This window comes from Sphingobium amiense (assembly GCF_003967075.1).
GTDB lineage: Bacteria > Pseudomonadota > Alphaproteobacteria > Sphingomonadales > Sphingomonadaceae > Sphingobium > Sphingobium amiense.
Window position 1 is genome coordinate 4,143,663 of the sequence record NZ_AP018664.1, and the last position, 26,533, is coordinate 4,170,195.

A 26,533-nucleotide genomic window follows, 5' to 3' on the forward strand; every position below is an offset into this window, starting at 1 on the left:
AAAGCGCCCCGATCAGTCGGGCCGCGCCCTGAGCGTAAGGCCGGTGAAGCGCGCGGCGAAGGCGTAGCTGTCGGCATATTCGTCGATCAGCTTGTCGATGGGTTTCCCGGTGCCGTGCCCGCTGCGGCTGTCGACGCGCAGCAGGCGCGGGCGCGCGCCCAGATCGGCGGCCTGGAGCGCGGCGGCATATTTGAAACTGTGCGCGGGCACGACGCGGTCGTCGGTGTCGGCGGTGGACACGAGGATCGCGGGATAATCGCGCCCGCCCAGAATATTGTGATAGGGCGAATAGCCGTAGAGCAGCGGAAAATCCTTCTCGCTCTCGGGCGATCCGTAATCGTCGATCCAGTAACGCCCGGCGGTGAACCGGTCGAAGCGCAGCATGTCCATCACGCCCACCGCCGGCAGCGCCGCGGCGAACAGGTCGGGCCGCTGGTTGACGACCGCGCCGACCAGCAGCCCGCCGTTCGACCGCCCCTCGATCGCCAGCCCGCCCGGCGGCGTGAACCCGGTCGCCTTCAGCCATTCGGCCGCCGCGATGAAATCGTCGAACACATTCTGTTTGTTCGCGCCGCGCCCGGCTTCGTGCCATGCCTTGCCGAACTCGCCTCCGCCGCGCAGATTGGCGATGGCATAGACGCCGCCCTGTTCCAGCCACGCCATCCGCATCGCCGAATAGCCCGGCGTCAGGCTGATGTTGAAACCGCCATAGCCGTAAAGGATCGTCGGCGCGGCGATGGCATGGTCCGCCAGCGCTTTCTTGCGCAGGATGGTGATGGGGATGGGGGTGCCGTCCTTTGAGGGATAGACACGCTGTTCCACGCCATAATCGTCGGGGTCGAAGGGAAGGTCGGGCTGCGCGAACAGGGCGATCTGGCGCGTCGCCGTGTCGAAACGGTAGATGCTCGCGGGTGTCACGAAACCCGAGAAGCTGAAGAAGGTTTCCGGATCGCCCTCCCGCCCGCCAAAGCCCGCCGCCGTGCCATAGCCGGGCAGCGGCACGTCGCCTGCCTTGCGCCCGTCCAGTTCCACCAGTTCGGCGACGGTCTTGCCGTCATACATGTAGGCGAGGATCAGCCGGTCGCCGACCAGCGATCCGCCGACCAGCGTTTCGGGCCGTTCGGCGATCATCCCCTGCGGGCGGCGGCCCGGATGCGCCGCGTCGAAGGTGACGAGCCGGAAATGAGGCGCGCCCTTGTCGGTGACGAAGTAGAGCGTCGCCCCCTTGCTGCCGATCAGCCGCCAGTCGTTGCGCAGCCCGCGCACCAGCGGTCGGGGCGTTGCCGGGCCGCCGGTCAGGGGCGCGACGCGGATTTCGCGGCCGGGCGCCATGCCCTCGAACGAACTGATGACCAGCCACTGCCCGTCCGAAGTCACCTGCGCCTGATGGCTGAGTTCGGGGCGGTCGGGCGTGGCGTAGACCAGCCGGTCCTCCGCCTGATCGGTGCCGACACGGTGATAGAAAATCCGCTGCCCTTCATTGGCGGACCGGAACGCCTCGCCCTCCTGCGGCTGGGGAAAGCGCGAGTAGAAAAAGCCCCCGCCCCGCCCGTCCCACGCGATCTGGGAGAATTTGATCCACCGCACCCTGTCGTCCAGCGGCTTGCCCGTTGCGACATCGAGCAGCCGGATGGTGCGCCAGTCGCTGCCCGCTTCCTGCACCGCATAGGCAAGGACGCGGCCATCGGGGGAGGGGGTCCACTCCGCCAGCGCGACCGTTCCGTCCTTCGACCAGTCGTTTGGGTCGAGCAGCCGCCGCTCCGCTCCGGTCAGGCCGTCGCGGACATAGAGCGGGGTCTGGTTCTGGAGACCCTTGTTGTAACCGTAGAAATAGCGCCCGCCCGCCTTGCGCGGCACGGTGTAGCGGCCATGGGCGAACAGCGCCTGCATCCGGCTCTTGAGCGCGTCGCGTCCCGGCAGGCTGTCGAGATAGCGGCGGGTGAGCGCATTTTCCTGGGCCACCCAGTCGGCGACCGCCGGGTCCGACCGCAGGTCGTTCTCCAGCCAGCGATAGGGATCGGCGACCTTGGTGCCGAAATGATCCTCGACCAGATCGAGCCTCTTCGCCGCCGGATAGCGCAGCCCGTCGCGGATATCCTTCGCCGCGTGGATAGCGGCGGCGTCCGGTTCGGCCAGCGCTGGCGATCCTGCCAGCATCAGCGCGGCGATCAGCGCGGCCCGCATCCTCTTATCCCATGTCTTTCAAAACGAAACAGGCCGCAGCTCTAGTGAGCCGCGGCCTGCGGGTAAAGATTATCGTTCCGCCACCGGGGCGAAACCGCAGCGATCAGGCCGCTTCCAGCTCGTCTTCGTCGGCGTTCTGGACCGGGCCCGAATCCTGACCCTTGGCGTCGACATCGCGGTCCACCAGTTCGATGATCGCGATGGGCGCAGCGTCCGACGCGCGGAAACCGGCCTTGATGATGCGGGTATAGCCGCCGTTGCGGTCCTTGTAGCGCTCGGCCAGAACCTCGAACAGCTTGGTGAGCTGCGCATCGTCCTGCAGGCGGGCGTGGGCAAGGCGACGGTTCGACAGGCCGCCCTTCTTGGCCAGCGTGATGAGCTTTTCGACGTAGGGACGCAGTTCCTTCGCCTTGGCCGTGCCGGTCAGGATCTGCTCATGCTTGATGAGCGAGGCGGCGAGGTTGCGGAGCAGGGCGGTGCGATGACCGGCGCTGCGCTGGAGCTTGCGATGACCAACCTTGTGACGCATGTGTCTTTCCTTCGTTCGTTAAAGGCCCGTATGAGGTAGCCCAGACCCGGCCCACTTGAGGGGGAGCCTTTACCCTTTTCCTCCCCGAGCTTGTCTCGGGGAGGGGGACCGCCGCGAAGCGGTGGTGGAGGGGCGCAGGCCTCTTGGCACTGTGCCAGGCTCATGATGCCCCTCCGTCAGGCCTTCGGCCTGCCACCTCCCCGAGCTTGTCTCGGGGAGGATGGATCAGCCCAGCAGCTCCTGTTCGAGCTTCTTGGCCATTTCCTCGATATTCTCCGGCGGCCAGCCGGGGATGTCCATGCCAAGGCGCAGGCCCATGGACGACAGCACTTCCTTGATTTCGTTCAGCGACTTGCGGCCGAAATTGGGGGTGCGCAGCATCTCGGCTTCGGTCTTCTGGACCAGATCGCCGATATAGATGATGTTGTCGTTCTTGAGGCAGTTGGCCGAGCGGACCGACAGTTCCAGTTCGTCCACCTTCTTGAGCAGGTAGCGGTTGATCTGGTTGGTGTCGCTTTCGCCTTCCGACGAAGCGGCGGCCGCCGCATGGCTCGCCGAAGGACCGGCGACGGGCAGCGCGTCCTCGAAGTGGACGAAGAGCTGGAGCTGGTCCTGAAGGATGCGCGCGGCATAGGCCACCGCGTCCTCGGGCGTCACCGTGCCGTCGGTCTCGACCGTCAGCGACAGCTTGTCATAGTCCAGTTCCTGACCGACGCGGGTGTTGTCCACCTTGTAGGCGACCTGACGGACGGGCGAATAGAGCGCATCGACCGGGATCAGGCCGATCGGCGCATCGGCCGGGCGGTTGGCGACGGCGGGGACATAGCCCTTGCCGACGTCGGCGGTCAGTTCCATGTTGAGCGTCGCGCCCTGATCGAGGTGACAGATCACCAGATCGGGGTTCATCACTTCGATATCGCCCACGACGCTGATGTCGCCGGCCTTCACCACGGCGGGACCGGTGGCGGAAAGCTGAAGGCGCTTCGGCCCTTCGCCTTCCATCTTCAGCGCGACCTGCTTGATGTTGAGGACGATGTCGGTCACGTCCTCGCGCACGCCGGCGAGCGACGAGAATTCATGCAGGACGTTCTCGATCTTGATCGAGGTGACCGCCGCGCCCTGGAGCGAGGACAGAAGAACCCGGCGCAGCGCGTTGCCGAGCGTCAGGCCGAAGCCGCGCTCCAGCGGTTCGGCGACGAAGGTCGCCTTGCGCTTGCCGTCGCCCGATGCCTTGATCTCAAGGCTGTTGGGCTTCTTCAATTCCTGCCAGTTCTTCATGTTGACAGTCATGTATTTCCCCTGGGGATGGGCCGGAATGCTTGGAAATCCTGAACCCGGCAGGACATTCCGGCGATGCAAACGGGTAAAACGGGCGACGCGTCCGCCGCCCGCCAATCACGGCAGGCTGCGTGTCAGACGCGGCGGCGCTTGGACGGACGCACGCCATTGTGCGGGATCGGCGTCACGTCGCGGATGGACGTGATGTGGAAGCCGACCGCCTGCAAAGCGCGCAGAGCCGATTCGCGGCCCGAACCCGGACCCTTCACTTCGACTTCCAGCGTGCGCACGCCATGTTCGGCGGCCTTGCGGCCCGCGTCTTCGGCGCACACCTGCGCGGCGTAGGGAGTCGACTTGCGGCTGCCCTTGAAGCCCATCATGCCTGCGGACGACCACGAAATCGCGTTGCCCTGGGCGTCGGTGATGGTCACCATGGTGTTGTTGAAGCTGGCGTTCACATGGGCGACGCCGGCAGAGATGTTCTTGCGTTCGCGGCGCTTGATGCGCTGGGGTTCGCGTGCCATTTTGCTCTATCCTACTGAAATCGTTTGAACCGGAAGGCGTCTCGCGCGGGGAGAACTGCCTCCGGCGGAGTAATCCGTCCCCCGGACGGATTACTTCTTCTTGCCGGCGATCGGCTTCGCCTTGCCCTTGCGGGTGCGCGCATTGGTGTGCGTGCGCTGGCCGCGGACCGGCAGACCCTTGCGGTGACGCAGGCCGCGATAGCAGGCCAGGTCCATCAGGCGCTTGATGTTCATCGCAGTTTCGCGGCGCAGGTCGCCCTCGACCGTCAGGTCGGCGTCGATGGCTTCGCGGATCTGGAGCACTTCGGCGTCCGAGAGATCCTGCACGCGGCGGCTGTGGTCGATGCCCAGCTTGTCGGCGATGTTCAGCGCGGTCTTGCGACCGATGCCGTGGATGTAGGTGAGCGCGATGATCACGCGCTTGTTGGTCGGGATGTTGACACCCGCAATACGTGCCATGGTAATCTTTTCTCCTGCTCCACAGGGCGGCCGAAGCGACCCTATCTCAAAGCGTCCGGCAGCTTCGTCCCTGGCGAGGAGAAGCCGCCCATGTCATGCTCCCCAAAACGCAAAAAAGACGGCGGGTGCACGAAGCACCGCCGCTCACCAGCCTGTTGGGAATGGCCGCCTTTAGCGAGTCGGTCCGGGCTAGTCAATCGGCTGGCTTCCGCCATGCGGATTCGACTCTCTGGAAGAGAACATATAAGGAACAGATAAATCCGGATCGGAGTCGTCTGTTATGGAAGCGCGTGCCGTCACGCTCTATCGCCCCTTCTTCGCGCTCAGGCCGCCGCCGCAGGTCGCGCGGCAGATCGACCATTTCGCGCGGACGCTCGATCCTGCGGCGGACCATATCCTGACCGCGCATCAGCATGTGACGATCGGCATCACCACCGATGCGCCGGTCTATCCCTATGAACTGGTGAAGGCGCTGCGCCGGGCCGCGGCGGGGATCTGCGCCGCGCCCTTCGACCTGATGCTCGACCGGCTCAGCATCGGCGGACGGTCGGCGGCGCTGCGGCCATCGGGTGCAATTTCCGGTCTCAGCGCCCTGCGGCAGGAAGTCGACCGCGCGATGCGGGCCGCTGGCGCGCTGCCCCGGCCCGGCTGGACGTTCAGCCCGCACCAGACGCTCTTCTATCGCCACAGCCGCCCGGAACAGCGGACCATTTCCGGCTTTGGCTGGCGGGTGGAGGAACTGGCGCTGATCTGCAGCCATGTCGGCCAGACAAGGCATGAGGTCATCGGCCGCTGGCCGCTCATCGGCGACCGGCAATATCGGCTGCTGTGACGGGTCAGCGCTTGCGGACGAATTCCGCGCGCAGCACCAGCCCCTTGATGCCGTCATAGCGGCAGTCGATTTCCTGCGGGTCGCCGGTCAGCCGGATCGCCTTGATGAGCGTGCCGCGCTTCAATGTCTGGCCCGCGCCCTTGACGGTCAGATCCTTGATGAGCGTCACCTGATCGCCATCGGCCAGCAGATTGCCGACCGCGTCGCGCACCTCGACCGTGCCGGCGGCTTCGCTGCGCGAGGCCGCCTCCGCCGCGCTGATCCATTCGCCGCTGGCTTCGTCATAGACATAATCGTCGTCGGCCATGGCTGCCCCCTCAACCCCGCGTCACGCTGTCCAGCACCGCGGCGCGCAGTTCGGGCAGGCCCATGCCCTTCTCGCTCGACGTCGCGATGATGTCGGGATGGGCGGCGGGGCGCTTGCGGATGGCGTCGGCGGTGGCGGCGGTCACGGCGACCAGTTCGCTCGCCTTGATCTTGTCCGTCTTGGTCAGCACGATGCGATAGCTCACCGCCGCGCCGTCCAGCATGTCGAGCATGTCCCTGTCGACATCCTTGATGCCATGGCGGCTGTCGATCAGTACCAGCGCTCGTTTCAGCGCCGCGCGTCCGCGCAGATAGTCGTTCACCAGGAAACGCCACTTCCTCACCATGTCCTTGGGCGCCTTGGCGTAGCCATAGCCCGGCATGTCGACCAGCCGGAAGCGCAGCGGATCGCCCACGTCGAAGAAGTTCAGCTCCTGCGTCCGCCCCGGCGTGTTCGACGTGCGGGCGAGGCCGTTGCGGTTGGTGAGCGCGTTGAGCAGTGACGACTTGCCGACATTGGACCGGCCCGCGAACGCGACTTCGTTCACCGCCATGTCGGGCAGGAATTTCAGGTCCGGCGCGGATTTCAGGAACGCGATCGGCCCGGCGAACAGCCTGCGCGCCTCCTCGATCAGGTCGGGGTCTTGTTGGTCGGTCATCATCTCTCTTTCATCCTCCCCCGGCGGGGAAGGATGTTCACTTCGCCGGAACCGGCGTCGCGGGCGCGGGATGCCTGCGATAGAGCCACCATTGCTGCGCCATCGACAGGCAGTTGTTGGTGATCCAGTAAACCAGCAGACCCGCCGCGAAGGGCGCCATGATGAACATCATCATCCACGGCATGATCGCGAACACCTGCTGCTGCATCGGGTCCATCTGCGCGGGGTTCAGCTTGAACTGCAGCCACATCGAAATGCCCAGCAGCAATGCCAGCACACCGATGCCGAGGAAGGCGGGCGGGGTGAAGGGCAGCAGGCCGAACAGGTTGAGGATGTGCAGCGGATCGGGCGCGGACAGATCCCTGATCCACAGCACGAAGGGCTGGTGCCGCATCTCGATCGTCAACTGCAACACCTTGTAGAGCGCGAAGAAGATCGGGATCTGGATGAAGATCGGCAGGCACCCGGCCAGCGGATTGACCTTCTCAGCCTTGTAAAGCTCCATCATCTTCATCTGGAGCTGCTGCTTGTCGTCCTTATATTTCTCCTGCAGCGCCTTCATCTTGGGCTGCACCGCGCGCATTGCCGCCATGCTGGCGAACTGGCGCTGGGCGACCGGGAACATCAGCGCCCGGACGCAGAAGGTCAGGCAGATGATCGCCACGCCGAAATTGCCGAGCGTCTCGAACAGCCAGTGGAGCAGCGCGAAGATCGGCTGCTCGAACCAGTAGAACCAGCCCCAGTCGATCGCCCGGTCGAACAGCGGAACGCCCGCCCGCTCATAGGCCTGCAGCGTCTTCACTTCCTTCGCGCCCACGAACAGGCGCGTGGTCTGGGTGACGGCCTTGCCCGGCGCGATGACGGTCGGCTCCAGCGTGACTTCGCTATGGTAGCGGTCGCCGCTGCCCTTGCGCATCTGCCCGCTGAAGCTCGCGCGCTGGTCGGGGACGAGCGCCGACAGCCAGTATTTGTCGGTGAAGCCGATCCAGCCGCCCTTCGACTGGAAGCTCTGGGCGGACGGTCCCTTGTCCAGATCCTTGTAGTTCACGTCATAATTGGCCGCGCCGTTGAACACGCCCATCGGACCCACATGGATGGTCCAGGTGTCCGGATCTTTCGAATGGCCGAAGCGGGTGATATAGTCATAGGGCTTGACGCTGATCGCGCCCGCGCCGCCGTTCGACACCTTCTGCTCTGCGGAGATCATGTAATTGTCGTCGACGCTCAGGCGGATCTCGAAAATCTGCCCCGCGCCGTTGTTCCAGCTCAGCGTCACGGGCGTCGTCGGCGTCAGCGCCGTGCCGCTCGCCGTCCAGACGGTGTTCGCGTCGGGCAGTTTTACCCCTTCGCCCTGCCAGCCGAAGCCCGCGAAATAGGCGTCCTTCGTCCCCGACGGGCTGAACAGCCGGACATCGGCGGAATCCCTGGCGATGGTTTCCTTGTAGGTCGGCAGCACGATGTCGTCGATGCGCGCGCCTTTCAGGTTGATCGACCCGGCGAGCTTGGGCGTGCGGATCGGGACGCGCGGGGCTTCGCGCAGCACCAGCGTGCGGTCGCGGATCGCGGCGGGGCTGTCGGCGGCGGGATCGGCCGCAGGATTGGGCACCGCCACCTGCTTGCCGCCCTCGATCTTCGTCGATGGCGGATTGGCGGCGGGGAAGAAGTGCTGCGACACATAGGGCCAGCCGAACAGGATCGCCGCCGTCAGCAGCACCGCCAGAATGATATTCTTCTTGTCGTCCACGTCTGTTCGGCTCCGCCGTCTGGTGATCTTCTGTGTCAGGGCACCGGGTCGTAGCCCGATCCGCCCCATGGGTGGCATCGCATTAGCCGCTTGAACCCCAGCCAGCTACCCTTGATCGCGCCATATTTGCGCACCGCCTGGATGGCATATTCGGAACAGGAGGGGGCGTAGCGGCAGGTGGGCGGCAGGATGCGCGAAGGGCCAAGCTGCCATCCGCGCGCAATAAGGATGAGCAGACGGGCGATCATCATTCCTCCCCCAGCCTGCCTGGGGGAGGGGGACCGTCGCCAAGGGCGATGGTGGAGGGGCCGGAACCCTTGCTCCTGCTCCCCCGCCCACGTCCATGATGAGGGCTGGCCGGGCGTCCCTCGCCCTGCGGACGGCTCATCACCTTGCCCAGCGCTTTGGTCAGTTCGGATCGCAGCAGGGAAAAGTCGCGCTCGATCCCGCCGTCGCGGCCGATCAGCACATGGTCCGCCCCGGCAACGCCGTGCAGCGGCAGCAGCTCGCGCGCCAGAACGCGAAAACGGCGCTTCATCCGGTTGCGGATGACAGCGCCGCCCACTTTTTTCGTGACCGTGATGCCGTATCGCATCGTCGGATCGCCGTCGCCGCGTTCGCGCACCAGCAGGACAAAGCCCGGCATGGGGGCGCGGCGTCCGCGATTCGCCGCCAGAAAATCCGCGCGCCGGACCATCATGGCGGGCGCGGCGGGCTTTTCCGGCGTTTGGATCAGGCGCTCAGGCTCTTGCGGCCGCGCGCGCGACGGGCGCGGATGATATTGCGGCCACCCGGCGTCGCCATGCGGGCGCGGTAGCCGTGACGGCGCTTCCGAACCAGATTGCTCGGCTGAAAGGTGCGCTTCATCGTTCATTCCTCAAACAGATAACTAAGAATCGGGCGTGACGAAAAAGGGCCGCTTGTGCAGCGGCCGCTCGGGTCAGGGGGCGTCCGATAGGCAAAGGCCGGGGCGAAGTCAATGGAGGAACGGCGCGCCCCGGTCGGTTCGGGCGGACGAGGGAGGCTTACTTCCCCCGCGCGGCCGCCACGCCTTCCTTCAGCGCGTCATAGCCGACCGCGCCGTTCAGCACCTGATCGCCGATGACGAAAGTCGGCGTGCCGCTCGCCTGCAATTTCTGCGCGAGCGCGATGTTGGACGCGATCTCCGCATTATATCTGTTCGACGCGATGGCCGCTTCGGCTTCCGTTTTCGTGATCCCGGCCTTGGCCGCCGCTGCGACGATGGTGTCGCGCGTCACCTTGCCCGCGGCATAGAGCGCCTTGTGATAGGGCATATATTGCCCCTTTTCGGCGGCGAGCAGCGACACCTTGGCCGCCTCGCCGCTCTCGTCCGACAGGATCGGCAGTTCGCGATAGACGACCCGCACCTTCGCGTCCGATCCCACCAGCTTCGCAAGGTCGGGCAGCGACGCGCGGCAGTAACCGCAGGCATAGTCGAAGAACTCGACCACCGTCACGTCCGGGGCCGCCGCCCCCTCCCACGCGCCCGCATAGGGTTTTTCAAGGGTGCTTCGGCTCGCCTCGATCGTGCTCGACATCCGCTTGGCCTGCAGCTTCTCGACCGCCTGCGGGATGATCTCCGGATGGTCGAGGATATAGTCGTGGACTATTCTTTCGATTGCGGCTTTGTCCGTCGGGCTGACGGCGGCGGGCGCCTGCGTGGCGAGGGCGGCGCTTGCGGCGGCCGCGATGAAGGCGAAGCCGCCAAGGGTCATCTGCATGGTCCTGTTGGAAAGGGCGGCGCGAAAATCGGGCCGGTCTGGGTCGCTCATGTCTATCTTTTCTTCCGCTGCCGCTCGATCGCCGCACGGGACACCATCGCGATATCCTGCGCCCGCAGATAGTCAACCGTGCCCGGCTTCAATCCCTGCATCGCCGCGTCCGCGCTGCGCAGCGCCATCTGGTCCTGTCCGATCATCGAATAGCGTTCCGCCGTCGCCAGCGCCGCGCGCGGCGTATCGCCCCGCCGCTCATAGACGACGCCGAGCTGATACCAGGCGAAGGGGTTTTCCCGGTCGCGCGCCACCGCGAGCCGCAGCACCTGTTCGGCCTCCGCGAAATTGGCCTCGTCCTCGCTCGCGATCAGCGCGTGGGCGAGCAGGGTGGAAATGAGCGGCTGGTTGGTGAGCTTCACCGCCTCGCGCAGCGGCGCGATCGCTTCCTTGGGCTTCCCGCTTTCCAGCAGGATCTGCCCCTTGAGTTCGAGGAAATAGGGATCGTGCGGCATCCCGGCGAGCAGCGCATCGGCCTCCGCCAGCGCCCGGTCGGGATAGGCGCTTTTGTGCCAGGCATAGGCGCGCGCATAATGGGCCGGGATCGACAGGTCGCTTTCGGGATATTTGATGAGCGTCTGCCGCGGCTCCGAAGCAAAGCCGATCAGCTTCGCCTTGATCCGCTCGAACCGCGCTTCCAGATGGGGATCGACCGGCCTGTTCCACGCCGGGTCCGGCTCATACACTTCGCGCAGCACCTGAATGCGCTCGCCCGACAGCGGGTGGGTGCGCCCGTAGCTGTTGTCCTGCGGGATCGCGAGGCGATATTCCTGATTCTGGAGCTTCTTGAAGAAGTCGAGGCTGCCCTTGCCGCTGATCCCGGCGGTGTGCAGGTAGCGCGCGCCGGCAAGGTCGGCGGAGCTTTCCTGCGCGCGCGAGAAAGCAAGGAACTTGCTCATCGCCGCCTGCTGGCCAAGACCCATCAGCCCCATGCCCGCTTCGCCCGCGCCCCCCGCAATCGCCGCCGCGCCCAGGACGAGGCTCAGCAGCGTGATGCCCGTCGCTTCCTTGATCCCTTCGCCCGAACGGATGACGTGCCCGCCCTCGATATGGCCCAGTTCATGCGCCACCACGCCCTGCAACTGGTTCACATTGTCCGCCTGCGCGATGAGGCCGCTATGCACCCACACATATTGGCCGCCCGCGACGAAGGCGTTGATCTCCGGATCGTTGATGACCAGCACCTGCACGTTGCGCGGGTCCATGCCCGCCGCTTTCACCAGCGGCGCGGACATGTCGTTCATGAAGGCTTCGGTCTCCGCGTCGCGCAGGATCTGCTGCGCGAGGGCGGGGCGCGCCACCAGCGCCAGCGAAGCGACCGCAATGGCCGCAAGACGAAACCACCGCGCGGTCATGCGAGGGCGGTCCGGCGTGAAAGGGCGGTGCGGGGCAGGGAAAAAGGCTCCATCGCTGACTGTCCATGCCGCCCGCTGGATGAACGGCGACTGAAAGCTGACGTGTAGCCGATAAGGAGGGATGTCCGATAGCGGCTTTGAACGGGTCGCGGGACGGCGGCAATGCTTTGTCAGAAAGCGCCGTCATGCCAGCGGAGGCTGGCATCTCAGGCGAGGATCGCCCCGGCAGGGCAGCGGGGTTGGGGGATTTGGGGGAACGGACCTTACCAACGCTCCTTGAGATCGTCTCTCAGATATTGGGCGCGGTCACGGTTCATCTCAGCCGTGCAGGCGATGACCGACGAGCTGTTGCCCGTGCTTCCGGAATATCCGCCTGCTTCCCATGCGCATTGTGCGTCCCGGTGAGCAAGCCATGCGCGCTGAGCCTTGTCCAGCAGATCTCGGCTTTGGGGAGGAATATGCGCGCGAAGGTCAGCCAGAGCATCAGCCATCGCGCGGTCCGAACCTGCCATATCGGATGTGCAGGTCGCCATTTCCACAGGGGAGGCAATGCCCGGCTGCAGGCGAAGGCACACATCTTCATCGCGCTCCTGGCCCCAGGCGACGGACCCGGAAACCGCGATGAGGGATGCTGCAAAAATGGCGAGCCGATGCCTCATCCCGCGATTATGCGCATAACCGGCGATAATTCGCAAATCTCGCGGAACCGCAAGCCCCGCCCGAAAACCGCTTTGGGCAGGTGTCGCAAGGCCGACAGTCCTTTCTGAAAAAGCACACGCTGTCATGCCAGCGAAGGCTGGCATCTCGGGCGAGGATCGCCCCGGCAAGGCATGGCGCGATACGAAGCGCCCCGTCTTCTGAACGTCGGAGACCCCAGCCTTCGTTGGGGTGACGATGGGGGCGGGGTTGGGGTGGTTTTCAGACCAGCAGGTTTCGGTCAAGGCAAAGGCGGAAACGGTAGCCCGCCGTTTTCGAACCCTTTGGGACGAGCGTTACGTAAGTGAGCGTCCACGATGCTATCAAACAAGCGCGTTCCAGTCCGACGATCGTATAGAGGTGCCATCATCATCCAACCGGATGCATCACCTTCCAGTAAGGCGCGCACTTTTGTTCCGGGAGATAAGCTAATGTCGCAGCCGGAATTTGCTATATAATAGAATCGATGAGGCTGCCCCTTCCATACTCTGAGGGGTTTCAGGAAGAATGTGCCCGCTTTGTCACGCGCCACGGTGGCGTCGATGATAGCAACGCTGCGCTTGATCCGTTCATATGTCATTTTCGAGATTTCCGCGCCGGAGAACCCCCCTTCATTCGCTGGCGGCGCGCAAGCGAATGCTGCTGGTGAGGTAAGGAGCAGCCCAAGCGCAATCGTGATTTTGTAAATCATAGGCTGACTATAACGTGAGCCATTTTGTCCGCTAGTGGTGGATTCCGGCCATCCCCTCCGTCATGCCGGGCTTGACCCGGCATCCCGCTTCTTTGCCCGCATGGAAAAGCGGGATTCCGGCTCAGGCCTGTCCTGAGCCTGTCGAAGTGGCCGGAATGACGGATGGATTGGGTCGTTGGCGCATATCCCCTCCTGCTTGCGGGAGGGGCAGCGAGACTTGCGCGCGTAGCGCGTTGGTCGCAGCGGGGTGGGCTGTTGCGCCGACAAACCTGCCCCTTGATCGGAGTCACATGCCTTCGACCACCCCCGTGCCGCTCAACAAAAAAGCCGCCGTCCGACCGCGCGAAGCGGCAGGACAGCGGCTTTTTCTTTAAAGCGTCCGCTTACTGGCCGAAGGTGCGCTGCCACCAGCCGCGGCGGGGCGTGCCGTCGCCTGCATCGGCGGCTTCCGCATCGGTCGGCGCATCGTCATTGACGGCCACGTCCGCGTTCGCCTGCGGAGCGGGTTCGGCCGCAGCGACCTCTTCCACCGCATCGGCTCCCTCGACTTCGCTCGGGACAGGCTTCTTCTTGCGGGTGCGCCTGGGCTTGGCGGAGGCTTCCTCCGCAGCCGGTTCCGGCGCGGCCTCGGCGACAGCCTCCTCGGCCACCGGCTCGGCATCGGCTCCCTCGACTTCGCTCGGGACAGGCTTCTTCCTGCGGGTGCGCCTGGGCTTGGCGGGGGCTTCCTCGGCCACCGGCTCGGGCGCGGCTTCCACCGGCGCTTCGACGACTTCCGTCACCGGCGCGGCATCGGCCTTGCGGGCGCGCGGGCGGCGGCGGGTCTTGGGCGCTTCCTCCGCGACAGGTTCGGCAGCGGCAGGCTCCGGCGCGGCTTCGACCGCGTCCGCCACCGGCTCGGCGGCTTCCGCTTCGGCAGCATCGTCCTGCGCGCTTGCGCCCTCTTCGCCACCTTCACGGCGGCGGCGTCCGCCCCGACGACCCCGGCGGCCGCGACGGCGTGCGCCGCCCTGGTCCTCGCCAGCCTCGGGCGCCGCGTCGACCGCAGCCTCGCCCGCCTCATCGGCGGCGACCTCTTCGGCCTCGTCGCCGCTCTCTTCGCCAGCTTCGCCAGCCTCATCGGCCCGCGCCTCGTCGCGCTGACCGCCACGGCGGCGGCGACGGCGGCGGCGGCGGCGGCCCCCGTCGCGATCCTCGCCAGCATCGCCCCGATCCTCGCGCGCTTCGGCTTCGGCGTCCTCGGCTTCTTCCTCTTCTTCCTCCTCGACGATGTCGAGATCGTCTTCCTCGACCGGGAGCGGCGTATAGTCGACCACGCGCTCGGGGCGGGGACCGTTGGCCTCCACCGACATGCGCGCGCCCTCGATCTCGCCATCGGGCAGGATTTCGATCCGCACGCCGTAGCGCTGCTCGATCTCGTCCAGCTCGCGGCGCTTGTTGTTGAGCACGTAGAAGGCCGCTTCCTGGCTCGCGCGCAGGGTGATGAGCGAACCGCGTCCGCGCGCGGCTTCTTCCTCCAGCATGCGCAGCGCGCTCAGCCCCGCGGACGATGCCGTGCGGACAAGGCCGGTGCCTTCGCAATGCGGGCACTGGCGGGTCGATGCTTCCAGCACGCCGGTGCGCAGCCGCTGGCGGCTCATCTCCATCAGGCCAAAGCCCGAGATGCGGCCCACCTGGATGCGGGCGCGGTCATCCTTCAGCGCCTCCTTCATCGCCTTCTCGACCTTACGGATGTTGGAGTTATTCTCCATGTCGATGAAGTCGATGACGACGAGGCCCGCCATGTCGCGCAGGCGGAGCTGGCGCGCGATTTCCCGCGCGGCTTCCAGATTGGTGGCGACGGCGGTCTGCTCGATCCCATGTTCGCGGGTCGAGCGGCCCGAGTTGATGTCGATCGACACCAGCGCCTCGGTCGGGTTGATGACGAGGTAGCCGCCCGACTTCAACTGCACGACCGGATTGTACATCGCCGCCAGCTGATCCTCGACGCCCGCGCGCTGGAACAGCGATATGGGGTCGGCATATTGCGTCACCCGCCGCACATGGCTTGGCATCAAGAGCTTCATGAAGTCGCGCGCGGCCTTATAGCCTTCCGCGCCCTCGACGATGACTTCCTCGATATCCTTGTTGTAGATGTCGCGGATCGCCCGCTTGATGAGGTCGCTGTCATTGTGGATCAGCGCGGGCGCGTCCGACTTCAGCGTCTTTTCGCGGATTTCGTCCCACAGGCGGGCGAGATAGTCGAAGTCGCGCTTGATCTCCGGCTTGGTGCGCTGGAGGCCCGCGGTGCGGACGATGCAGCCCATGGTGGAGGGCAGCGCCATTTCCGCGATGATCGACTTCAAGCGCTTGCGGTCCGCCGCGTTGCTGATCTTGCGCGAAATGCCGCCGCCATGGCTGGTGTTGGGCATCAGCACGCAGTAACGACCCGCGAGGCTCAGATAGGTGGTGAGCGCCGCGCCCTTGTTGCCGCGCTCTTCCTTGACGACCTGCACCAGCAGCACCTGACGGCGCTTGATGACGTCCTGGATCTTGTAGCGGCGGCGCAGCGCCATGCGCTTGCGGCGCAGTTCGTCGGCTGCGTCGTCACCACCGCGCCCGCCCTTGCGGCGATTGCCCCGCGGCGCGCCGCCTTCGCCCTCGGCGCTGTCCTCTGCGCCTTCCTCATCGTCATGATGATGGGTGGCTTCGACGACTTCGACGCCGTCCTCGCCATGATGATCGTCATCTTCGTCATCATAGTCGGCGCGCAGCGCGGCTTCTTCCTCGGCGTGCGCGCGTTCCTCGCGCAGCAGCGCCTCGCGGTCCTCGCGCGGGATCTGGTAATAGTCGGGATGGATTTCGCTGAAAGCCAGGAAGCCGTGGCGGTTGCCGCCATAATCGACGAACGCCGCCTGAAGCGACGGTTCTACCCGAGTGACCTTGGCGAGATAGATATTGCCCTTGAGCTGCTTGTGCTCGGCCGATTCGAAATCGAACTCCTCGATCCGGTTACCCTTGACGACCGCGACACGGGTTTCTTCCCGGTGGCGCGCGTCGATCAGCATACGCATTGTCATTTATAAGTCTCCGGCGTGGACGGGCTGCGGCACGGGGCCGCGCCGCCACGCGATCATAAGGGAATGGCCGTGCGCGCGCCGTTACGGGCGCAGGAGCCGGCATCATTCGGTTTGGAAGGAAAAATTGCGCGTCTGCTGCGTCGGCATGGCCGGACATCGGGCCGGGCAAGACCATCCACGCCGCTGCGCCCGTCACCGGGGCAAGCGTGGAAGGAAAATCATGCCTCATGCAGCGTCAACCTGTTTACAGTATCGGCGCGGGAAGAAAAAAGCCCGGCGATACCCGTCTGATAGTTCCTGAAAAGCCGCTTTTCATAAAGGCAAACCTGTCAGGAATATGAATGGGTAGCAGTCAACTACCCCCGGAGCAACGCCTGACATGAATTATGTCATCGCGCGCCGCTCACATTCCTCATGCACGCATCATGGTGAAGCAAGTGTTAACCATATCCGATCTGGCAGGGATAAGGGCGGGGGACGGGTTCGGCGGATGAGTTTGGGCTGGACGCGCCGCGCCCACGCGTTGCACAAGCGGCGCATGATCCATGTCATCGCGGCTGCCGGCTTGATGGCGCTGCCGGCTCCGGGCGGAGCGGGCTTTGCGCTCGCTGCTGCTCATGAAGGCGTATATCGCAGCGAAGCGGGCAGGGGCGGCCTCCGTCCTGGCCTGACCGCCGATATGGCCGCGCGCCCGCAAAAGCGCCTTCATTCGATCACCGTCCCCATTCCCGCCCCCGCGCGCGGCATCGCCCTGCCGCCGGTCGAGGGCGCACAGGACGGCGCGCGGCCGCTGGTGGTGATCGACGCGGGCCATGGCGGCCACGATCCGGGCGCGATCAACCGGGAGAGCGGCCGGCGCGAAAAGGACGTGACGCTCGCCATCGCGCAGGCGATCCGCGACGCGCTGGTGAAATCGGGCCGGGTGCGCGTGGCGCTGACGCGCGATGACGACCGCTTCCTCGTGCTTCAGGAACGCTATGGCATCGCGCGCAAGCTCGGCGCGGATCTCTTCATCTCGATCCATGCCGATGCGGCGGAGGATGCCGACGCGCATGGCGCGACCGTCTACACCCTGTCCGAAACCGCGTCCGACCGCGAAGCCGCGCGGCTCGCGGCGCGGGAGAACAAGGCCGACATCCTGAACGGCGTCAATCTCGGCGGCCAGTCCGGCGACGTGTCCTCCATCCTCATCGACCTGACACAGCGCGAATCGATGAACGCATCGGCCGGGTTCGCGCGCCTGCTCCAGCGGGAAGCGTCGCCATTAGTCCCCTTCCGCAGCGCCGGGCACCGCTTCGCCTCGCTGCTGGTGCTCAAGGCGCCCGACACCCCGTCGGTCCTGTTCGAAACCGGCTATCTCAGCAACGCGCGGGACAGCGCCTTCCTCGGATCGCGCGAAGGGCAGGCGAAGATCGCGCGCGGCGTGGCGCGGGCGGTCGAGGTGCATTTCGCGCGGCGGCTGGCGGCGCGGAGCGAGGGCGCGGGGGGCTGACATATCCTATCGACGCGGCGCCCGGTAAAATGGCCGTGCCTTTCGGATAGGATCGGGGCCGCGCAATAAAATGTCAAAACTTGCGGGAAATATGCGAAGCTAACGGAAATGACGGTCGGCCCTGGCGCCCGCCCGCCTGTTTATCCCCACTGGCCTTGCGCGCATTTTGATCCTAGAGCCTCCTTCCCATGGAAGAGGCCCGTTCCGAACCCGCCCCCACGTCCATCGCCTACCGCCTGCGCCGCGACGCGGGCGGCTTCATGGACCGTCTGCGCCCGCTGTTCGCCCGGCGGCCGGTGCGCTGGGCGGCGATCGCGCTGGGCGGGCTGCTGCTCGCCTTCGCGCTGTTCTGGCTGATCTTCGCGCGCGGCCTGCCCGACGCCGCCACCCTCTTGGAATATGAGCCGCCGCTCCCCACCATCGTTCGCGATATCAATGGCCAGCCGGTGCACAGCTATGCCCGCGAACGCCGCGTCCAGCTTCAGTATAGCGATTATCCGCCCCTGCTGATCCGCGCCTATCTGGCGGCGGAGGACAAGGGCTTCTTCGAACATCACGGGGTTGACGTGACCGGCTTCGGCGCGGCGGTGCTCGACTATGCGAGCAAGCTGGGTTCGGGCCAGCGCGCGCGCGGCGGCTCCACCATCACGCAGCAGGTGGCGAAGAACCTGCTCATCGGCGACGAATATTCCCCCACCCGCAAGGTCAAGGAGATGATCCTCGCCTGGCGCATGGAAAATGTCCTGTCGAAACAGCAGATCCTCGAACTCTACCTCAACCAGATCTTCCTCGGCCGCAACGCCTATGGCGTGCAGGCGGCGGCCCGCGCCTATTTCGACAAGGATGTCGCCGACCTCAAACTGCACGAGATGGCTTATCTCGCCATCCTGCCCAAAGGCCCGGCCAATTACCGCCCGGAAAGCCCCACCGGCATGGAGCGCGCGCTCGACCGCCGCAACTGGGCGTTGGGCGAAATGGAGAAGAATGGCTGGATCACCGCCGGACAGCGCGCTGCCGCGCAGGCGCTGCCGCTCGGCACCGTGGCCGCCCACGGCTCCAGCTTCGACGCGCGCGCGGGCGGCTATTATATGGAAGAAGTGCGCCGCCGCCTGATCCAGCTCTTCGGCGAAAAGGCGAGCGACGGTCCCAACAGCATCTATGCGGGCGGCCTCTGGGTGCGCAGCCCCTATGATCCGGTGGTGCAGGACCATGTGCAGACCGCGCTGCGGGGCGGGCTGCTGCGCTTCGACGCCGGGCGCGGCTGGTCTGGACCGGTGGGGCATATCAATCCCGACAATGGCTGGGAACGCGAACTCGCCGCCAGCTATATCAGCGTCGACTATGCCGACTGGCGCGTCGCCGCCGTCATCAGCCGGTCGTCGAGCGAAGCGCAGATCGGCTTCGCCGACGGCAGCACCGGCGTCCTGCCCGCCGACGCGGCGCAGATGCCCTATCGCCGCACCGGCGGCCCGGCTTTCTCCGCGCTCAAGGCGGGCGACCTCATCGTCGTCACCCGCAACGGCGGCGGCTGGGCGCTCCGCTCCGTCCCCGAAGTGTCGGGCGGCATGGTCGCGGAGGAAGTCCATTCGGGCCGCATCCGCGCCATGCAGGGCGGCTTCGATTCGCGCCTCTCTTCCTACAACCGCGCGACGCAGGCGCTGCGCCAGCCCGGTTCGACCATCAAACCCTTCGTCTACGCCGCCGCGCTCGACGGCGGGATGACGCCCGCCTCGATCATCGTCGACGGGCCGCTGTGCGTCTATCAGGGCGCGGGCCTCGGGCAGAAATGCTTCCGCAACTTCTCAGGGGGCAGCGCTGGGCCGCAGACGATGCGCTGGGGCGTGGAACAGTCGCGCAACCTCATGACCGTCCGCGCCGCCAGCCAGACCGGCATGGACCGCGTCGTGCGCACGATCAAGAATGTCGGTATCGGCGACTATCAGCCCTATCTCTCCTTCGCGCTGGGCGCGGGTGAGACGACGGTCGAGCGGATGGTGAACGCCTATGCGACGCTCGCCAATCAGGGCAGGCAGCAGCCGTCCAAGGTCATGGACTATGTGCAGGACCGGCGCGGCAAGGTGATCTGGCCGCAGCGCTGGCGCGCCTGCGACGGGTGCAACATGGCCAACTGGGACGGCAAGCCGATGCCGCGCTTCGGGTTCGAGGGCAAGCAGGTCATGAACCCCATGACCGCCTATCAGGTCGTGCACATCGCCGAAGGCGTGATCCAGCGCGGCACCGCGACGGTGCTCAATGACCTCGGTCGCCCGCTCTTCGGCAAGACCGGCACGACCAACGGCCCCACGAATGTCTGGTTCGTCGGCGGATCGCCCGATCTCGTCGCGGGCGTCTATATCGGCTATGACAAGCCGCGCAGCCTCGGCGGCTGGGCGCAGGGCGGCCGCGTCGCCGCGCCGATCTGGAAAGCGGCGATGGCCCCCGTGCTCGAAACCATGCCCAAAACCCCGTTCGTCGCGCCTGCGGGCATCCGCATGGTCACGATCGACCGCCGCTCGGGCAAGCGCGTCTATGGCGTGTGGCCGGGCACGGACCTCAAGCCCGCCGTCATCTGGGAAGCCTTCAAACCCGAAACCGAACCGCGCCGCTCGATCCGCAAGGAAGAAGCCGAAGCGCAGGCACAGGCCGCCGACGCCCGCGCCGCCTCCGCCATCTCCCGCGGCCGCCAGCGCGACGCCGACTTCCTGGAAGGCCAGGGCGGCATCTATTGAGGGTGCACTGAAATCCTCCCCTGGAAGGGGAGGTGGCTGGCCACCGGCCAGACGGAGGGGTAGGGTGCGGCCATGCTCCATGGTCCGAAGGACACGCAACGACGCGCAAGGACTCTGCGCCAGTCGATGACCTTGCCCGAAGTGCTGCTGTGGCAGCAACTGCGCGAGCGTCCTGCCGGGTTGCGTTTTCGCAGACAGCATCCCGCTGGACATTATATTCTCGACTTCTTCTGCCCGCGCCATCGTCTGGCGGTGGAGGTCGATGGTGAAGTTCACGGGGGCGGCGATGCGCCCGCGCGGGATGCCATGCGGGATGCATGGTTGGCCGGAGAGGGCATAAGAGTCCTTCGCATTTCCGCGACCGATATATTGAGGGATCTGGATGCTGCCGTGCTTCACATCATCGCCACCGCGAGTAGAGGGCTACCCCTCCGTCAGCCCTCCGGGCTGCCACCTCCCCTGTCAGGGGAGGATTGAACTTTCAAAAGTCCATTCGGTCGGATAGGGGCGGCTGCTTGATGCGTTAGACACGCCGACTGATTTTCGGAGACCTCCCATGCGCGCCGAAGCGCAGCAATATATCGACCGTATCGACGCCGCGCTGGCGCTGCTCCGCCAGTCGCTCGACTGGGACCGGGCGCTGCGGCGGCTGGACGAGCTGAACGCGCGCGTCGAAGACCCGACGCTCTGGGACAATGCCAAGCAGGCGCAGGAGGTGATGCGCGAGCGCACCCGGCTCGACAGCGCGATCGGCGCGACCCGCGCCATCGACGCCGAAAAGACCGACACCGCCGAACTCATCGAAATGGCCGAGGCCGAAGGCGACGAAGCGATGGTCGACGAAGCCGTCGCGTCCTTGAAGGCGCTCGCCGAACGCGCGGACGAGGACAAGATCAGGGCGCTGCTCGCGGGGGAAGCCGACAGCTACGACACCTATCTCGAAATCCACGCGGGCGCGGGCGGCACGGAGAGTCAGGACTGGGCCGAGATGCTCAGCCGCATGTATCGCCGCTGGGCCGAACGGCGCGGCTACAAGGTCGAGCTGGTCGATTATCAGGCAGGCGATCAGGCGGGCATCAAGTCCGCGACCTTCCTGTTCAAGGGCGAGAACGCATACGGCTATGCTAAGACCGAGAGCGGCGTCCACCGCCTCGTCCGTATCAGCCCCTATGACAGCAGCGCGCGCCGCCACACCAGCTTCTCGTCCGTCTGGGTCTATCCGGTGATCGACGACGACATCGACATCGAGATCAAGGAAAGCGACCTCAAGATCGACACCTACCGCGCGTCGGGCGCGGGCGGGCAGCACGTCAACACGACCGACTCCGCCGTCCGCATCACCCACGTCCCCTCCGGCATCATCGTCGCGTCGCAGAACGACCGGTCGCAGCACAAGAACCGCGCGACCGCGATGAACATGCTCAAGGCCCGCCTCTACGAAGCCGAACTGCGCAAGCGGGAGGAAGCGGCATCGTCCGACTATCAGGCCAAGACCGAAATCGGCTGGGGCCACCAGATCCGTTCCTATGTGCTGCAACCCTATCAGCTGGTGAAGGATCTGCGCACCGGCGTCACCTCCACCTCGCCCGACGACGTGCTCGACGGCGCGCTCGATCCCTTCATGGCCGCGGCCCTCAGCCAGAAGGTGACGGGCGAGAAGGTCGATGTGGAGGATGTCGACTGATGCGCATCGCGGCGGCACTGGCGGGCACGCTTGTCCTGCTGGCCGCCTGCGACGGGCTGACGCATGACGCCAGTGCGGATCGTCCGGCGGGCGCGCGCGCCTTTCCCCGCGCCGACCGTCCCGTCGCCCCCATCGTCTCGACCCGCTGGTCGAGCGAGGAAGCCCGCGACCGCGTCAACGAGGCGGATGACATCATGGACCGCGCGGGCATCCGCCCCGGCATGACCGTGGCGGACATCGGGGCGGGCGAAGGATATTACACCGTGCGCCTCGCAAGGCGCGTGGGCGTGCATGGCCGGGTGCTGGCCGAAGACATCATGCCCGAAGTGATCGAGGCGCTGTCCCGCCGCATCACCCGCGAGAAGTGGGACAATGTCAGCGTGAAGCTCGGCGCGGCGGAAGACCCCAGGCTCCCCGACAACAGCTTCGACCGCATCCTCATGGTCCACATGTATCATGAGATCGCCGAACCATACGCTTTCCTCTGGAATCTCAGCCCCGCGCTGAAGAAGGATGGCGAACTGATCGTCGTCGATGCCGACCGCCCGACCGCCCAGCATGGCACGCCGCCCCGGCTCCTCGCCTGCGAACTGGCGGCGATGGGCTTTCGCATGGTGCAGCTCATTCCCAAACCCACGGCGGGCGGCTATCTCGCCCGCTTCCGCCGCAGCACGGCGCGGCCCGATCCGGCCAGCATCGTGCCCTGCGCGATGCGGGACTGAGGGAGAGGCGATGCAACTGGACGATCAGCTCCGGCGCTATTTCGGGACCGACGATATCGACGCGGTTCCGCCCGACGCGCTGGCGGCGGGTATCGAGCGGATGCGCGTCGATCTCGGCCTCGAAAAGGACCGGGGCCGCCGCTTCGCTCTATGGTCGCTGCTGTTCCTGCTGGGCGAAGCGCCCGATCTCGACGTGACATTCAAGGATGCACAGGACCGCGACGCCGCCCGCACCTTCATGGAAATGACCGAGCGGGGCGAAGGCTAAGGCTCCATTCAGGCCGCCCGCGAAGGCTGGCGGCGGCCCTGCTCCACCGGCGCATCGACCATCACCGCGACGCTGCGCCACCATTCCGCAGGCGTGCTGCTGAAGATCGACAGCGATCCATGGCGCGGATGCGCTTCCCATCCCGTCGCGCCCTCGACGAACCGCCAGCGGGCGTCGCAGTCGAGCGGCACATGGCGGAAGGGCGTGGCGCCCAACGGGTCGTGCACAGGGCGGAGCGCGCTCGGCACGTCGCGGATGCTGCCATCGGGAAAGGTCACGGATATCGTCATGGCAGCCTCCTGTTCTGGTCTCTGGAGGATGAACGCGCGACAGGCCCGGCGGTTCAGGCGGGTTGCGACGAACGGGGGCGCATCGCCCACGTTGCGGCGGCTGTCCGCGTTGCAGGGCTTGACCTCCGCTCCCAAAGGGCGGACCAGAGCCGGAGTTTCCACGGTCCTCAGGTGAATGATGCCCGCCCTGTCGCGGTTCCTGCGCTACTTCATGGCGGTCGGCCAGCATGGCTCGATCCGCCGCGCGGCCGACGAACTCGGCATCTCTCCCTCCGCCGTCGACCGCCAGCTTCTGAATGCCGAAGCGGACCTTGGCGCGCCACTCTTCGAACGGCTGCCGAGCGGGCTGCGGCTCACGGCGGCGGGCGAGGTGATGATGGCGGCGGGCCGCCGCTGGCAGAAGGATCTTGGCGAGGTGCGCGACCAGATCGCTGATCTTCAGGGGCTGCGGCGCGGCCATGTGCAGATCGCGATCATCGCCGCGCTGGCGAAAGGCCCGGTGCCCGCCATGATCGCCGCGATCCAGACGCGCTATCCCGGCATCAGCATCGGCATCAGCGTGCTGGACAATGATGCCGTGCGCGCCGCCATCGCCTCGGGCGAGGCGGACATGGGCATCCTGCTCGATCCGCACAGCTATCGCGATCTGGTCGTGCGCGCCTTCGTGGAGGTGGTGCTGGGCGTCGCGCTGCCGCCCGGTCACGCACTGGCGGCGAGGGCGGAGGTGCGCTTCTCCGCCTGCGCCGATTCGCCGCTGATCGTGCCCGCGCATCCGCTGGTGGTCAGCGAACAGCTTGCCGTGCTGGAGGGCGCGACGGGTCTCTCCCCGCTCCGGGCGGCGACCTGCGACGACAGCCAGATGATCGCCTCGCTGGTGATGCAGGGGGCGGGGCTGGGCATCCTCACCTCCATCGACGTGGTGACGGAGGTGGCGCAGGGGCGGCTCGCCTTCGCCCGCCTTTCCGATCCCATCCTGCGGCCCCTGACGCTCGCCCTCTGCACCGCGAGCGTGCGCACGCCGTCCCACGCGGCGGCGATGGCGCTGGGGGAGATTGAGGCGGGCTTCGCGCATCTTGGCTATGGCGGAGGCTGACCGGCCATGACGCCCTACCTCTTCCCCATTTCGCACGACGCCTTTCTGGCCGATGTCGCGAGGCTCTCCGCCCGGCTGGACGCGGGCGGGTGGCGGCCCGATTATCTGGTCGGCATCGGGCGCGGCGGCCTTGTCCCTGCGGTCCATGTCTCGCACCGGCTGAACATCCCCATGCTGTCGGTCGATTACAGCAGCAAGGTGGCGGGGTTCGCCGCCGAACTGCTCGGCAAGATCGCGGCGCAGAGCGCGGCGGGTGCAAGGCTGCTCTTCATCGACGACATCAATGACAGCGGCGGCACCATCGCCGATATCCGCCGCCTGCTGGGCGATCGTGGCTGCGACGCGGGCAATCTGCGTTTCGCCGTGCTGCTCAACAATATCCGTTCTCGGGAAAGCGTCGATTATCGCGCGCGCGACATTGACCGGGACAGTGACCGGCGCTGGTTCGTCTTCCCGTGGGAAGCGGGCGCAGCGCGGGAGGACATCCTCGCCGAAGCGGCATCCGTGCCCGAAAGGCTGCGCTGACCCTCGGGCTTTTGCCGCCATCCCCGCGAAGCCGTGCTGCTGCCGGAACAAGCATTGCTTGCGCGCGCTTTGTCTATAACATCCATAGATAAGTCGCACGAGTCGGCACGGGAGACGGACATGGAAGGCCAGCAGGATCAGAAAGGCTTGTTTCGGCAATGGCGCACCCGCCTGTCGCAGGCGCTGCTGCGCGAACCCGCTGTCGTCCTGCTGGAACGCGAAGGCGACCTGCCGCCCGCCGCCATCGAACGCCAGCCCCGCCTTTATGACCAGAGCGCCGGGATACGCCCTTCCCTTTGACCGTCGCGTCTCTACATGGGGGCATCCTCATCGCTTCCCTTTTCCGGAGACCGCATGACCACCCACAATCGTGACACGCCCCGCCCGGTCGAACCCCTGTTTCTGGAGCGCTGGTCGCCCCGCGCCTATGACGGTTCGCCGGTGCCGCAGGCCGATCTCGACACGATCTTCGACGCCGCGCGCTGGGCGCCGTCCGCCTTCAATTACCAGCCGTGGCGCTTTCTTTACGCGCACCGGGACAGCGCCGACTGGCAGCGTTTCCTGTCGCTCCTCATGCCCTTCAATCAGGGCTGGGTGAAGAATGCGGGCGTCATTGTCTTCATCGTCTCCGACACGCTCATGGCCGCCCCGGGGTCCGACGATTACAAACCCTCGCACAGCCACAGCTTCGATGCCGGAGCCGCATGGGCGCTGCTGGCGCTCCAGTCGACGCGTCTTGGCTATCATGCGCACGGCATGACCGGCGTCGATTTCGATGCGGCGCGCGCAGAACTGGGCGTCCCCGACCGCTACCGGATCGAGGCTGCCGCCGCCATCGGCCGGCAGGGCGACCGGTCGATCCTGCCCGAACCGCTTCAGGCGCGCGAGGAACCCAGCGGCCGCCATCCGGTCGAAGCCTTCGCCTTTTCGGGCAGCTTCCCTGCCTGATTCGCGCGCTTGCGGATTGATCCTGCTTTGGGCAACATGGTCAAAGGTGTCGCTGTCGCGGCGCCTTTGACTCATTTGGCTGGCTGATTCCCATGTCCCTGTCCGAAATGATCGCCGGAAGCGCGATGGCGGCGGTGCTCACCAATCCCCGTCTGCCCGACAATCCCATTGTCGAATGCAATGAGGCGTTCCTGACGCTCACCGGCTATCACCGGGACGAGATCGTGGGGCGCAACTGCCGCTTTCTCGCAGGCGACACGCCGGAGCATGAGGCGACCGACACGATCCGCAGGGCCATCCACGAAAAGCGCCCGCTGCTGGTGGAGATCGTCAATTTCCGCAAGGACGGCACGCGCTTTCGCAACGCGCTGATGATCGCGCCCATCTTCGGGATGGACGGCGGCGTCGATTATTTCCTCGGCTCTCAGATGGCCGTGGAGGACGATCGCGGCACCGACGCGCGGGATCGCATCGCCCGCCTTACCGACCGGCAGCGGGCGGTGCTGGTCGCGATGGCGGAAGGGCGGCTGAACAAGCAGATCGCCTATGACCTTGGCCTCACCGAACGCACCGTGAAGATGCACCGCGCCGCCATGCTCAAGGCGCTGGGCGTGCGCACCGCGGCCGAAGCGATCCGCCTCGTCATAGAGGCGGGTCTCTGAACGGGCGGGGA

General features: G+C 66.2%; 29 protein-coding genes. 12 read left to right on the top strand and 17 right to left on the bottom strand.

Features of this window, described 5'->3' with window-relative positions; translation table 11 throughout:
• Nucleotides 1–12: 12 nt before the first annotated feature.
• The 5 genes from SAMIE_RS19840 to rpsM form a co-directional block, all read right to left on the bottom strand.
• The gene (locus tag SAMIE_RS19840) at nt 13–2,184 is read right to left on the bottom strand and encodes a prolyl oligopeptidase family serine peptidase (protein WP_066696522.1); all 2,172 of its coding nucleotides are present in this window, start codon (nt 2,182–2,184) and stop codon (nt 13–15) included.
• A 103-nt stretch (nt 2,185–2,287) separates the two neighbouring features.
• Entirely contained in the window at nt 2,288–2,713 is a 426-nt protein-coding gene (rplQ, locus tag SAMIE_RS19845) for a 50S ribosomal protein L17 (RefSeq protein ID WP_066696525.1), read from the bottom strand.
• A 225-nt stretch (nt 2,714–2,938) separates the two neighbouring features.
• Nucleotides 2,939–4,003: a DNA-directed RNA polymerase subunit alpha gene (locus SAMIE_RS19850; protein WP_066696527.1), complete on the bottom strand. Its 1,065-nt coding sequence runs from the start codon at nt 4,001–4,003 to the stop codon at nt 2,939–2,941.
• Nucleotides 4,004–4,125: 122 nt separating this feature from the next.
• Entirely contained in the window at nt 4,126–4,515 is a 390-nt protein-coding gene (gene rpsK, locus SAMIE_RS19855) for a 30S ribosomal protein S11 (protein ID WP_004208752.1), read from the bottom strand.
• Nucleotides 4,516–4,605: 90 nt separating this feature from the next.
• Nucleotides 4,606–4,974: a 30S ribosomal protein S13 gene (gene rpsM / locus SAMIE_RS19860; RefSeq protein ID WP_066696529.1), complete on the bottom strand. Its 369-nt coding sequence runs from the start codon at nt 4,972–4,974 to the stop codon at nt 4,606–4,608.
• Nucleotides 4,975–5,254: 280 nt separating this feature from the next.
• Between rpsM and SAMIE_RS19865 the strand changes: the two genes are divergently transcribed.
• Entirely contained in the window at nt 5,255–5,806 is a 552-nt protein-coding gene (locus SAMIE_RS19865) for a 2'-5' RNA ligase family protein (protein WP_066696532.1), read from the top strand.
• A gap of 4 nt (nt 5,807–5,810) precedes the next feature.
• On the opposite strand, the gene SAMIE_RS19870 is transcribed toward SAMIE_RS19865, so the two are convergent.
• From SAMIE_RS19870 to SAMIE_RS19920, 11 genes are all read right to left on the bottom strand, one after another.
• Nucleotides 5,811–6,113 carry an alkylphosphonate utilization protein gene (locus SAMIE_RS19870; protein ID WP_066696543.1) on the bottom strand — a complete coding sequence of 101 codons (303 nt, stop codon included), beginning with the start codon at nt 6,111–6,113 and terminating at the stop codon, nt 5,811–5,813.
• Between the two features lie 10 nt (nt 6,114–6,123).
• Nucleotides 6,124–6,771, bottom strand: coding sequence for a ribosome biogenesis GTP-binding protein YihA/YsxC (gene yihA / locus SAMIE_RS19875; protein ID WP_066696858.1), 648 nt, complete (start codon nt 6,769–6,771; stop codon nt 6,124–6,126).
• 37 nt (nt 6,772–6,808) lie between these two features.
• Entirely contained in the window at nt 6,809–8,515 is a 1,707-nt protein-coding gene (gene yidC, locus SAMIE_RS19880; RefSeq protein WP_066696545.1) for a membrane protein insertase YidC, read from the bottom strand.
• A 35-nt stretch (nt 8,516–8,550) separates the two neighbouring features.
• Entirely contained in the window at nt 8,551–8,763 is a 213-nt protein-coding gene (gene yidD / locus SAMIE_RS19885; protein ID WP_066696547.1) for a membrane protein insertion efficiency factor YidD, read from the bottom strand.
• Complete coding sequence (gene rnpA / locus SAMIE_RS19890; RefSeq protein WP_066696861.1) at nt 8,763–9,212, bottom strand: ribonuclease P protein component; 450 nt, start codon at nt 9,210–9,212, stop codon at nt 8,763–8,765. Before rnpA ends, yidD begins: the two co-directional genes overlap by 1 nt.
• A 35-nt stretch (nt 9,213–9,247) precedes the next feature.
• The gene (gene rpmH, locus SAMIE_RS19895; RefSeq protein ID WP_006959075.1) at nt 9,248–9,382 is read right to left on the bottom strand and encodes a 50S ribosomal protein L34; all 135 of its coding nucleotides are present in this window, start codon (nt 9,380–9,382) and stop codon (nt 9,248–9,250) included.
• Between the two features lie 158 nt (nt 9,383–9,540).
• On the bottom strand, nt 9,541–10,308 hold the full coding sequence (locus SAMIE_RS19900) for a DsbA family protein (RefSeq protein ID WP_066696550.1): 768 nt from the start codon (nt 10,306–10,308) through the stop codon (nt 9,541–9,543).
• Between the two features lie 2 nt (nt 10,309–10,310).
• Entirely contained in the window at nt 10,311–11,663 is a 1,353-nt protein-coding gene (locus SAMIE_RS19905) for a M48 family metalloprotease (RefSeq protein WP_066696552.1), read from the bottom strand.
• Nucleotides 11,664–11,926: 263 nt separating this feature from the next.
• The gene (locus SAMIE_RS19910) at nt 11,927–12,604 is read right to left on the bottom strand and encodes a lysozyme inhibitor LprI family protein (RefSeq protein WP_126516908.1); all 678 of its coding nucleotides are present in this window, start codon (nt 12,602–12,604) and stop codon (nt 11,927–11,929) included.
• The gene (locus SAMIE_RS19915; protein WP_126516909.1) at nt 12,601–13,050 is read right to left on the bottom strand and encodes a hypothetical protein; all 450 of its coding nucleotides are present in this window, start codon (nt 13,048–13,050) and stop codon (nt 12,601–12,603) included. Before SAMIE_RS19915 ends, SAMIE_RS19910 begins: the two co-directional genes overlap by 4 nt.
• 383 nt (nt 13,051–13,433) lie before the next feature.
• Nucleotides 13,434–16,109 (bottom strand): Rne/Rng family ribonuclease, encoded by a 2,676-nt coding sequence (locus tag SAMIE_RS19920; protein WP_232037320.1) that lies wholly within the window; start codon nt 16,107–16,109, stop codon nt 13,434–13,436.
• 490 nt (nt 16,110–16,599) lie between these two features.
• Here SAMIE_RS19920 and SAMIE_RS19925 point away from each other — a divergent pair, with 490 nt between their 5' ends.
• From SAMIE_RS19925 to SAMIE_RS19950, 6 genes are all read left to right on the top strand, one after another.
• Nucleotides 16,600–17,601 (top strand): N-acetylmuramoyl-L-alanine amidase family protein, encoded by a 1,002-nt coding sequence (locus SAMIE_RS19925; RefSeq protein ID WP_066696557.1) that lies wholly within the window; start codon nt 16,600–16,602, stop codon nt 17,599–17,601.
• Between the two features lie 188 nt (nt 17,602–17,789).
• Nucleotides 17,790–20,330: a penicillin-binding protein 1A gene (locus SAMIE_RS19930; protein WP_066696559.1), complete on the top strand. Its 2,541-nt coding sequence runs from the start codon at nt 17,790–17,792 to the stop codon at nt 20,328–20,330.
• A gap of 126 nt (nt 20,331–20,456) precedes the next feature.
• A complete protein-coding gene (locus tag SAMIE_RS19935; protein WP_232037321.1) occupies nt 20,457–20,807 on the top strand; it encodes an endonuclease domain-containing protein in 351 nt (116 codons plus the stop codon).
• A 79-nt stretch (nt 20,808–20,886) separates the two neighbouring features.
• Nucleotides 20,887–22,014: a peptide chain release factor 2 gene (gene prfB, locus SAMIE_RS19940; RefSeq protein ID WP_066696563.1), complete on the top strand. Its 1,128-nt coding sequence runs from the start codon at nt 20,887–20,889 to the stop codon at nt 22,012–22,014.
• Nucleotides 22,014–22,736 carry a class I SAM-dependent methyltransferase gene (locus SAMIE_RS19945; protein ID WP_066696565.1) on the top strand — a complete coding sequence of 241 codons (723 nt, stop codon included), beginning with the start codon at nt 22,014–22,016 and terminating at the stop codon, nt 22,734–22,736. Before prfB ends, SAMIE_RS19945 begins: the two co-directional genes overlap by 1 nt.
• 10 nt (nt 22,737–22,746) lie before the next feature.
• The gene (locus tag SAMIE_RS19950; RefSeq protein ID WP_066696568.1) at nt 22,747–23,004 is read left to right on the top strand and encodes a hypothetical protein; all 258 of its coding nucleotides are present in this window, start codon (nt 22,747–22,749) and stop codon (nt 23,002–23,004) included.
• Between the two features lie 8 nt (nt 23,005–23,012).
• Here SAMIE_RS19950 and SAMIE_RS19955 read toward each other — a convergent pair whose 3' ends face one another.
• Nucleotides 23,013–23,294 carry a hypothetical protein gene (locus SAMIE_RS19955; RefSeq protein ID WP_066696571.1) on the bottom strand — a complete coding sequence of 94 codons (282 nt, stop codon included), beginning with the start codon at nt 23,292–23,294 and terminating at the stop codon, nt 23,013–23,015.
• Nucleotides 23,295–23,469: 175 nt separating this feature from the next.
• Between SAMIE_RS19955 and SAMIE_RS19960 the strand changes: the two genes are divergently transcribed.
• From SAMIE_RS19960 to SAMIE_RS19980, 5 genes are all read left to right on the top strand, one after another.
• Nucleotides 23,470–24,387 (top strand): LysR family transcriptional regulator, encoded by a 918-nt coding sequence (locus SAMIE_RS19960; protein WP_332003701.1) that lies wholly within the window; start codon nt 23,470–23,472, stop codon nt 24,385–24,387.
• Nucleotides 24,388–24,393: 6 nt separating this feature from the next.
• Nucleotides 24,394–24,912, top strand: a complete 519-nt coding sequence (locus SAMIE_RS19965) for a phosphoribosyltransferase (protein ID WP_066696573.1) — start codon at nt 24,394–24,396, stop codon at nt 24,910–24,912.
• Between the two features lie 120 nt (nt 24,913–25,032).
• Nucleotides 25,033–25,212 (top strand): hypothetical protein, encoded by a 180-nt coding sequence (locus SAMIE_RS19970; protein ID WP_066696575.1) that lies wholly within the window; start codon nt 25,033–25,035, stop codon nt 25,210–25,212.
• A gap of 54 nt (nt 25,213–25,266) precedes the next feature.
• A complete protein-coding gene (locus SAMIE_RS19975; protein ID WP_066696577.1) occupies nt 25,267–25,860 on the top strand; it encodes a nitroreductase family protein in 594 nt (197 codons plus the stop codon).
• 92 nt (nt 25,861–25,952) lie between these two features.
• Nucleotides 25,953–26,522, top strand: a complete 570-nt coding sequence (locus SAMIE_RS19980) for a PAS domain-containing protein (protein WP_066696580.1) — start codon at nt 25,953–25,955, stop codon at nt 26,520–26,522.
• Nucleotides 26,523–26,533: the final 11 nt, after the last annotated feature.

Excerpts from the sequence above, each read along its gene's own strand:
- SAMIE_RS19840 (WP_066696522.1), bottom strand. The coding sequence starts at position 2,184 with ATGCGGGCCGCGCTGATCGCCGCGCTGATGCTGGCAGGATCGCCAGCG.
- rplQ (WP_066696525.1), bottom strand. The coding sequence starts at position 2,713 with ATGCGTCACAAGGTTGGTCATCGCAAGCTCCAGCGCAGCGCCGGTCAT.
- SAMIE_RS19850 (WP_066696527.1), bottom strand. The coding sequence starts at position 4,003 with ATGACTGTCAACATGAAGAACTGGCAGGAATTGAAGAAGCCCAACAGC.
- rpsK (WP_004208752.1), bottom strand. The coding sequence starts at position 4,515 with ATGGCACGCGAACCCCAGCGCATCAAGCGCCGCGAACGCAAGAACATC.
- rpsM (WP_066696529.1), bottom strand. The coding sequence starts at position 4,974 with ATGGCACGTATTGCGGGTGTCAACATCCCGACCAACAAGCGCGTGATC.
- SAMIE_RS19865 (WP_066696532.1), top strand. The coding sequence starts at position 5,255 with ATGGAAGCGCGTGCCGTCACGCTCTATCGCCCCTTCTTCGCGCTCAGG.
- SAMIE_RS19870 (WP_066696543.1), bottom strand. The coding sequence starts at position 6,113 with ATGGCCGACGACGATTATGTCTATGACGAAGCCAGCGGCGAATGGATC.
- yihA (WP_066696858.1), bottom strand. The coding sequence starts at position 6,771 with ATGACCGACCAACAAGACCCCGACCTGATCGAGGAGGCGCGCAGGCTG.
- yidD (WP_066696547.1), bottom strand. The coding sequence starts at position 8,763 with ATGATCGCCCGTCTGCTCATCCTTATTGCGCGCGGATGGCAGCTTGGC.
- rnpA (WP_066696861.1), bottom strand. The coding sequence starts at position 9,212 with ATGGTCCGGCGCGCGGATTTTCTGGCGGCGAATCGCGGACGCCGCGCC.
- rpmH (WP_006959075.1), bottom strand. The coding sequence starts at position 9,382 with ATGAAGCGCACCTTTCAGCCGAGCAATCTGGTTCGGAAGCGCCGTCAC.
- SAMIE_RS19900 (WP_066696550.1), bottom strand. The coding sequence starts at position 10,308 with ATGAGCGACCCAGACCGGCCCGATTTTCGCGCCGCCCTTTCCAACAGG.
- SAMIE_RS19905 (WP_066696552.1), bottom strand. The coding sequence starts at position 11,663 with ATGACCGCGCGGTGGTTTCGTCTTGCGGCCATTGCGGTCGCTTCGCTG.
- SAMIE_RS19915 (WP_126516909.1), bottom strand. The coding sequence starts at position 13,050 with ATGATTTACAAAATCACGATTGCGCTTGGGCTGCTCCTTACCTCACCA.
- SAMIE_RS19920 (WP_232037320.1), bottom strand. The coding sequence starts at position 16,109 with ATGACAATGCGTATGCTGATCGACGCGCGCCACCGGGAAGAAACCCGT.
- SAMIE_RS19925 (WP_066696557.1), top strand. The coding sequence starts at position 16,600 with ATGAGTTTGGGCTGGACGCGCCGCGCCCACGCGTTGCACAAGCGGCGC.
- SAMIE_RS19930 (WP_066696559.1), top strand. The coding sequence starts at position 17,790 with ATGGAAGAGGCCCGTTCCGAACCCGCCCCCACGTCCATCGCCTACCGC.
- SAMIE_RS19935 (WP_232037321.1), top strand. The coding sequence starts at position 20,457 with ATGACCTTGCCCGAAGTGCTGCTGTGGCAGCAACTGCGCGAGCGTCCT.
- prfB (WP_066696563.1), top strand. The coding sequence starts at position 20,887 with ATGCGCGCCGAAGCGCAGCAATATATCGACCGTATCGACGCCGCGCTG.
- SAMIE_RS19945 (WP_066696565.1), top strand. The coding sequence starts at position 22,014 with ATGCGCATCGCGGCGGCACTGGCGGGCACGCTTGTCCTGCTGGCCGCC.
- SAMIE_RS19950 (WP_066696568.1), top strand. The coding sequence starts at position 22,747 with ATGCAACTGGACGATCAGCTCCGGCGCTATTTCGGGACCGACGATATC.
- SAMIE_RS19955 (WP_066696571.1), bottom strand. The coding sequence starts at position 23,294 with ATGACGATATCCGTGACCTTTCCCGATGGCAGCATCCGCGACGTGCCG.
- SAMIE_RS19960 (WP_332003701.1), top strand. The coding sequence starts at position 23,470 with ATGATGCCCGCCCTGTCGCGGTTCCTGCGCTACTTCATGGCGGTCGGC.
- SAMIE_RS19965 (WP_066696573.1), top strand. The coding sequence starts at position 24,394 with ATGACGCCCTACCTCTTCCCCATTTCGCACGACGCCTTTCTGGCCGAT.
- SAMIE_RS19970 (WP_066696575.1), top strand. The coding sequence starts at position 25,033 with ATGGAAGGCCAGCAGGATCAGAAAGGCTTGTTTCGGCAATGGCGCACC.
- SAMIE_RS19975 (WP_066696577.1), top strand. The coding sequence starts at position 25,267 with ATGACCACCCACAATCGTGACACGCCCCGCCCGGTCGAACCCCTGTTT.
- SAMIE_RS19980 (WP_066696580.1), top strand. The coding sequence starts at position 25,953 with ATGTCCCTGTCCGAAATGATCGCCGGAAGCGCGATGGCGGCGGTGCTC.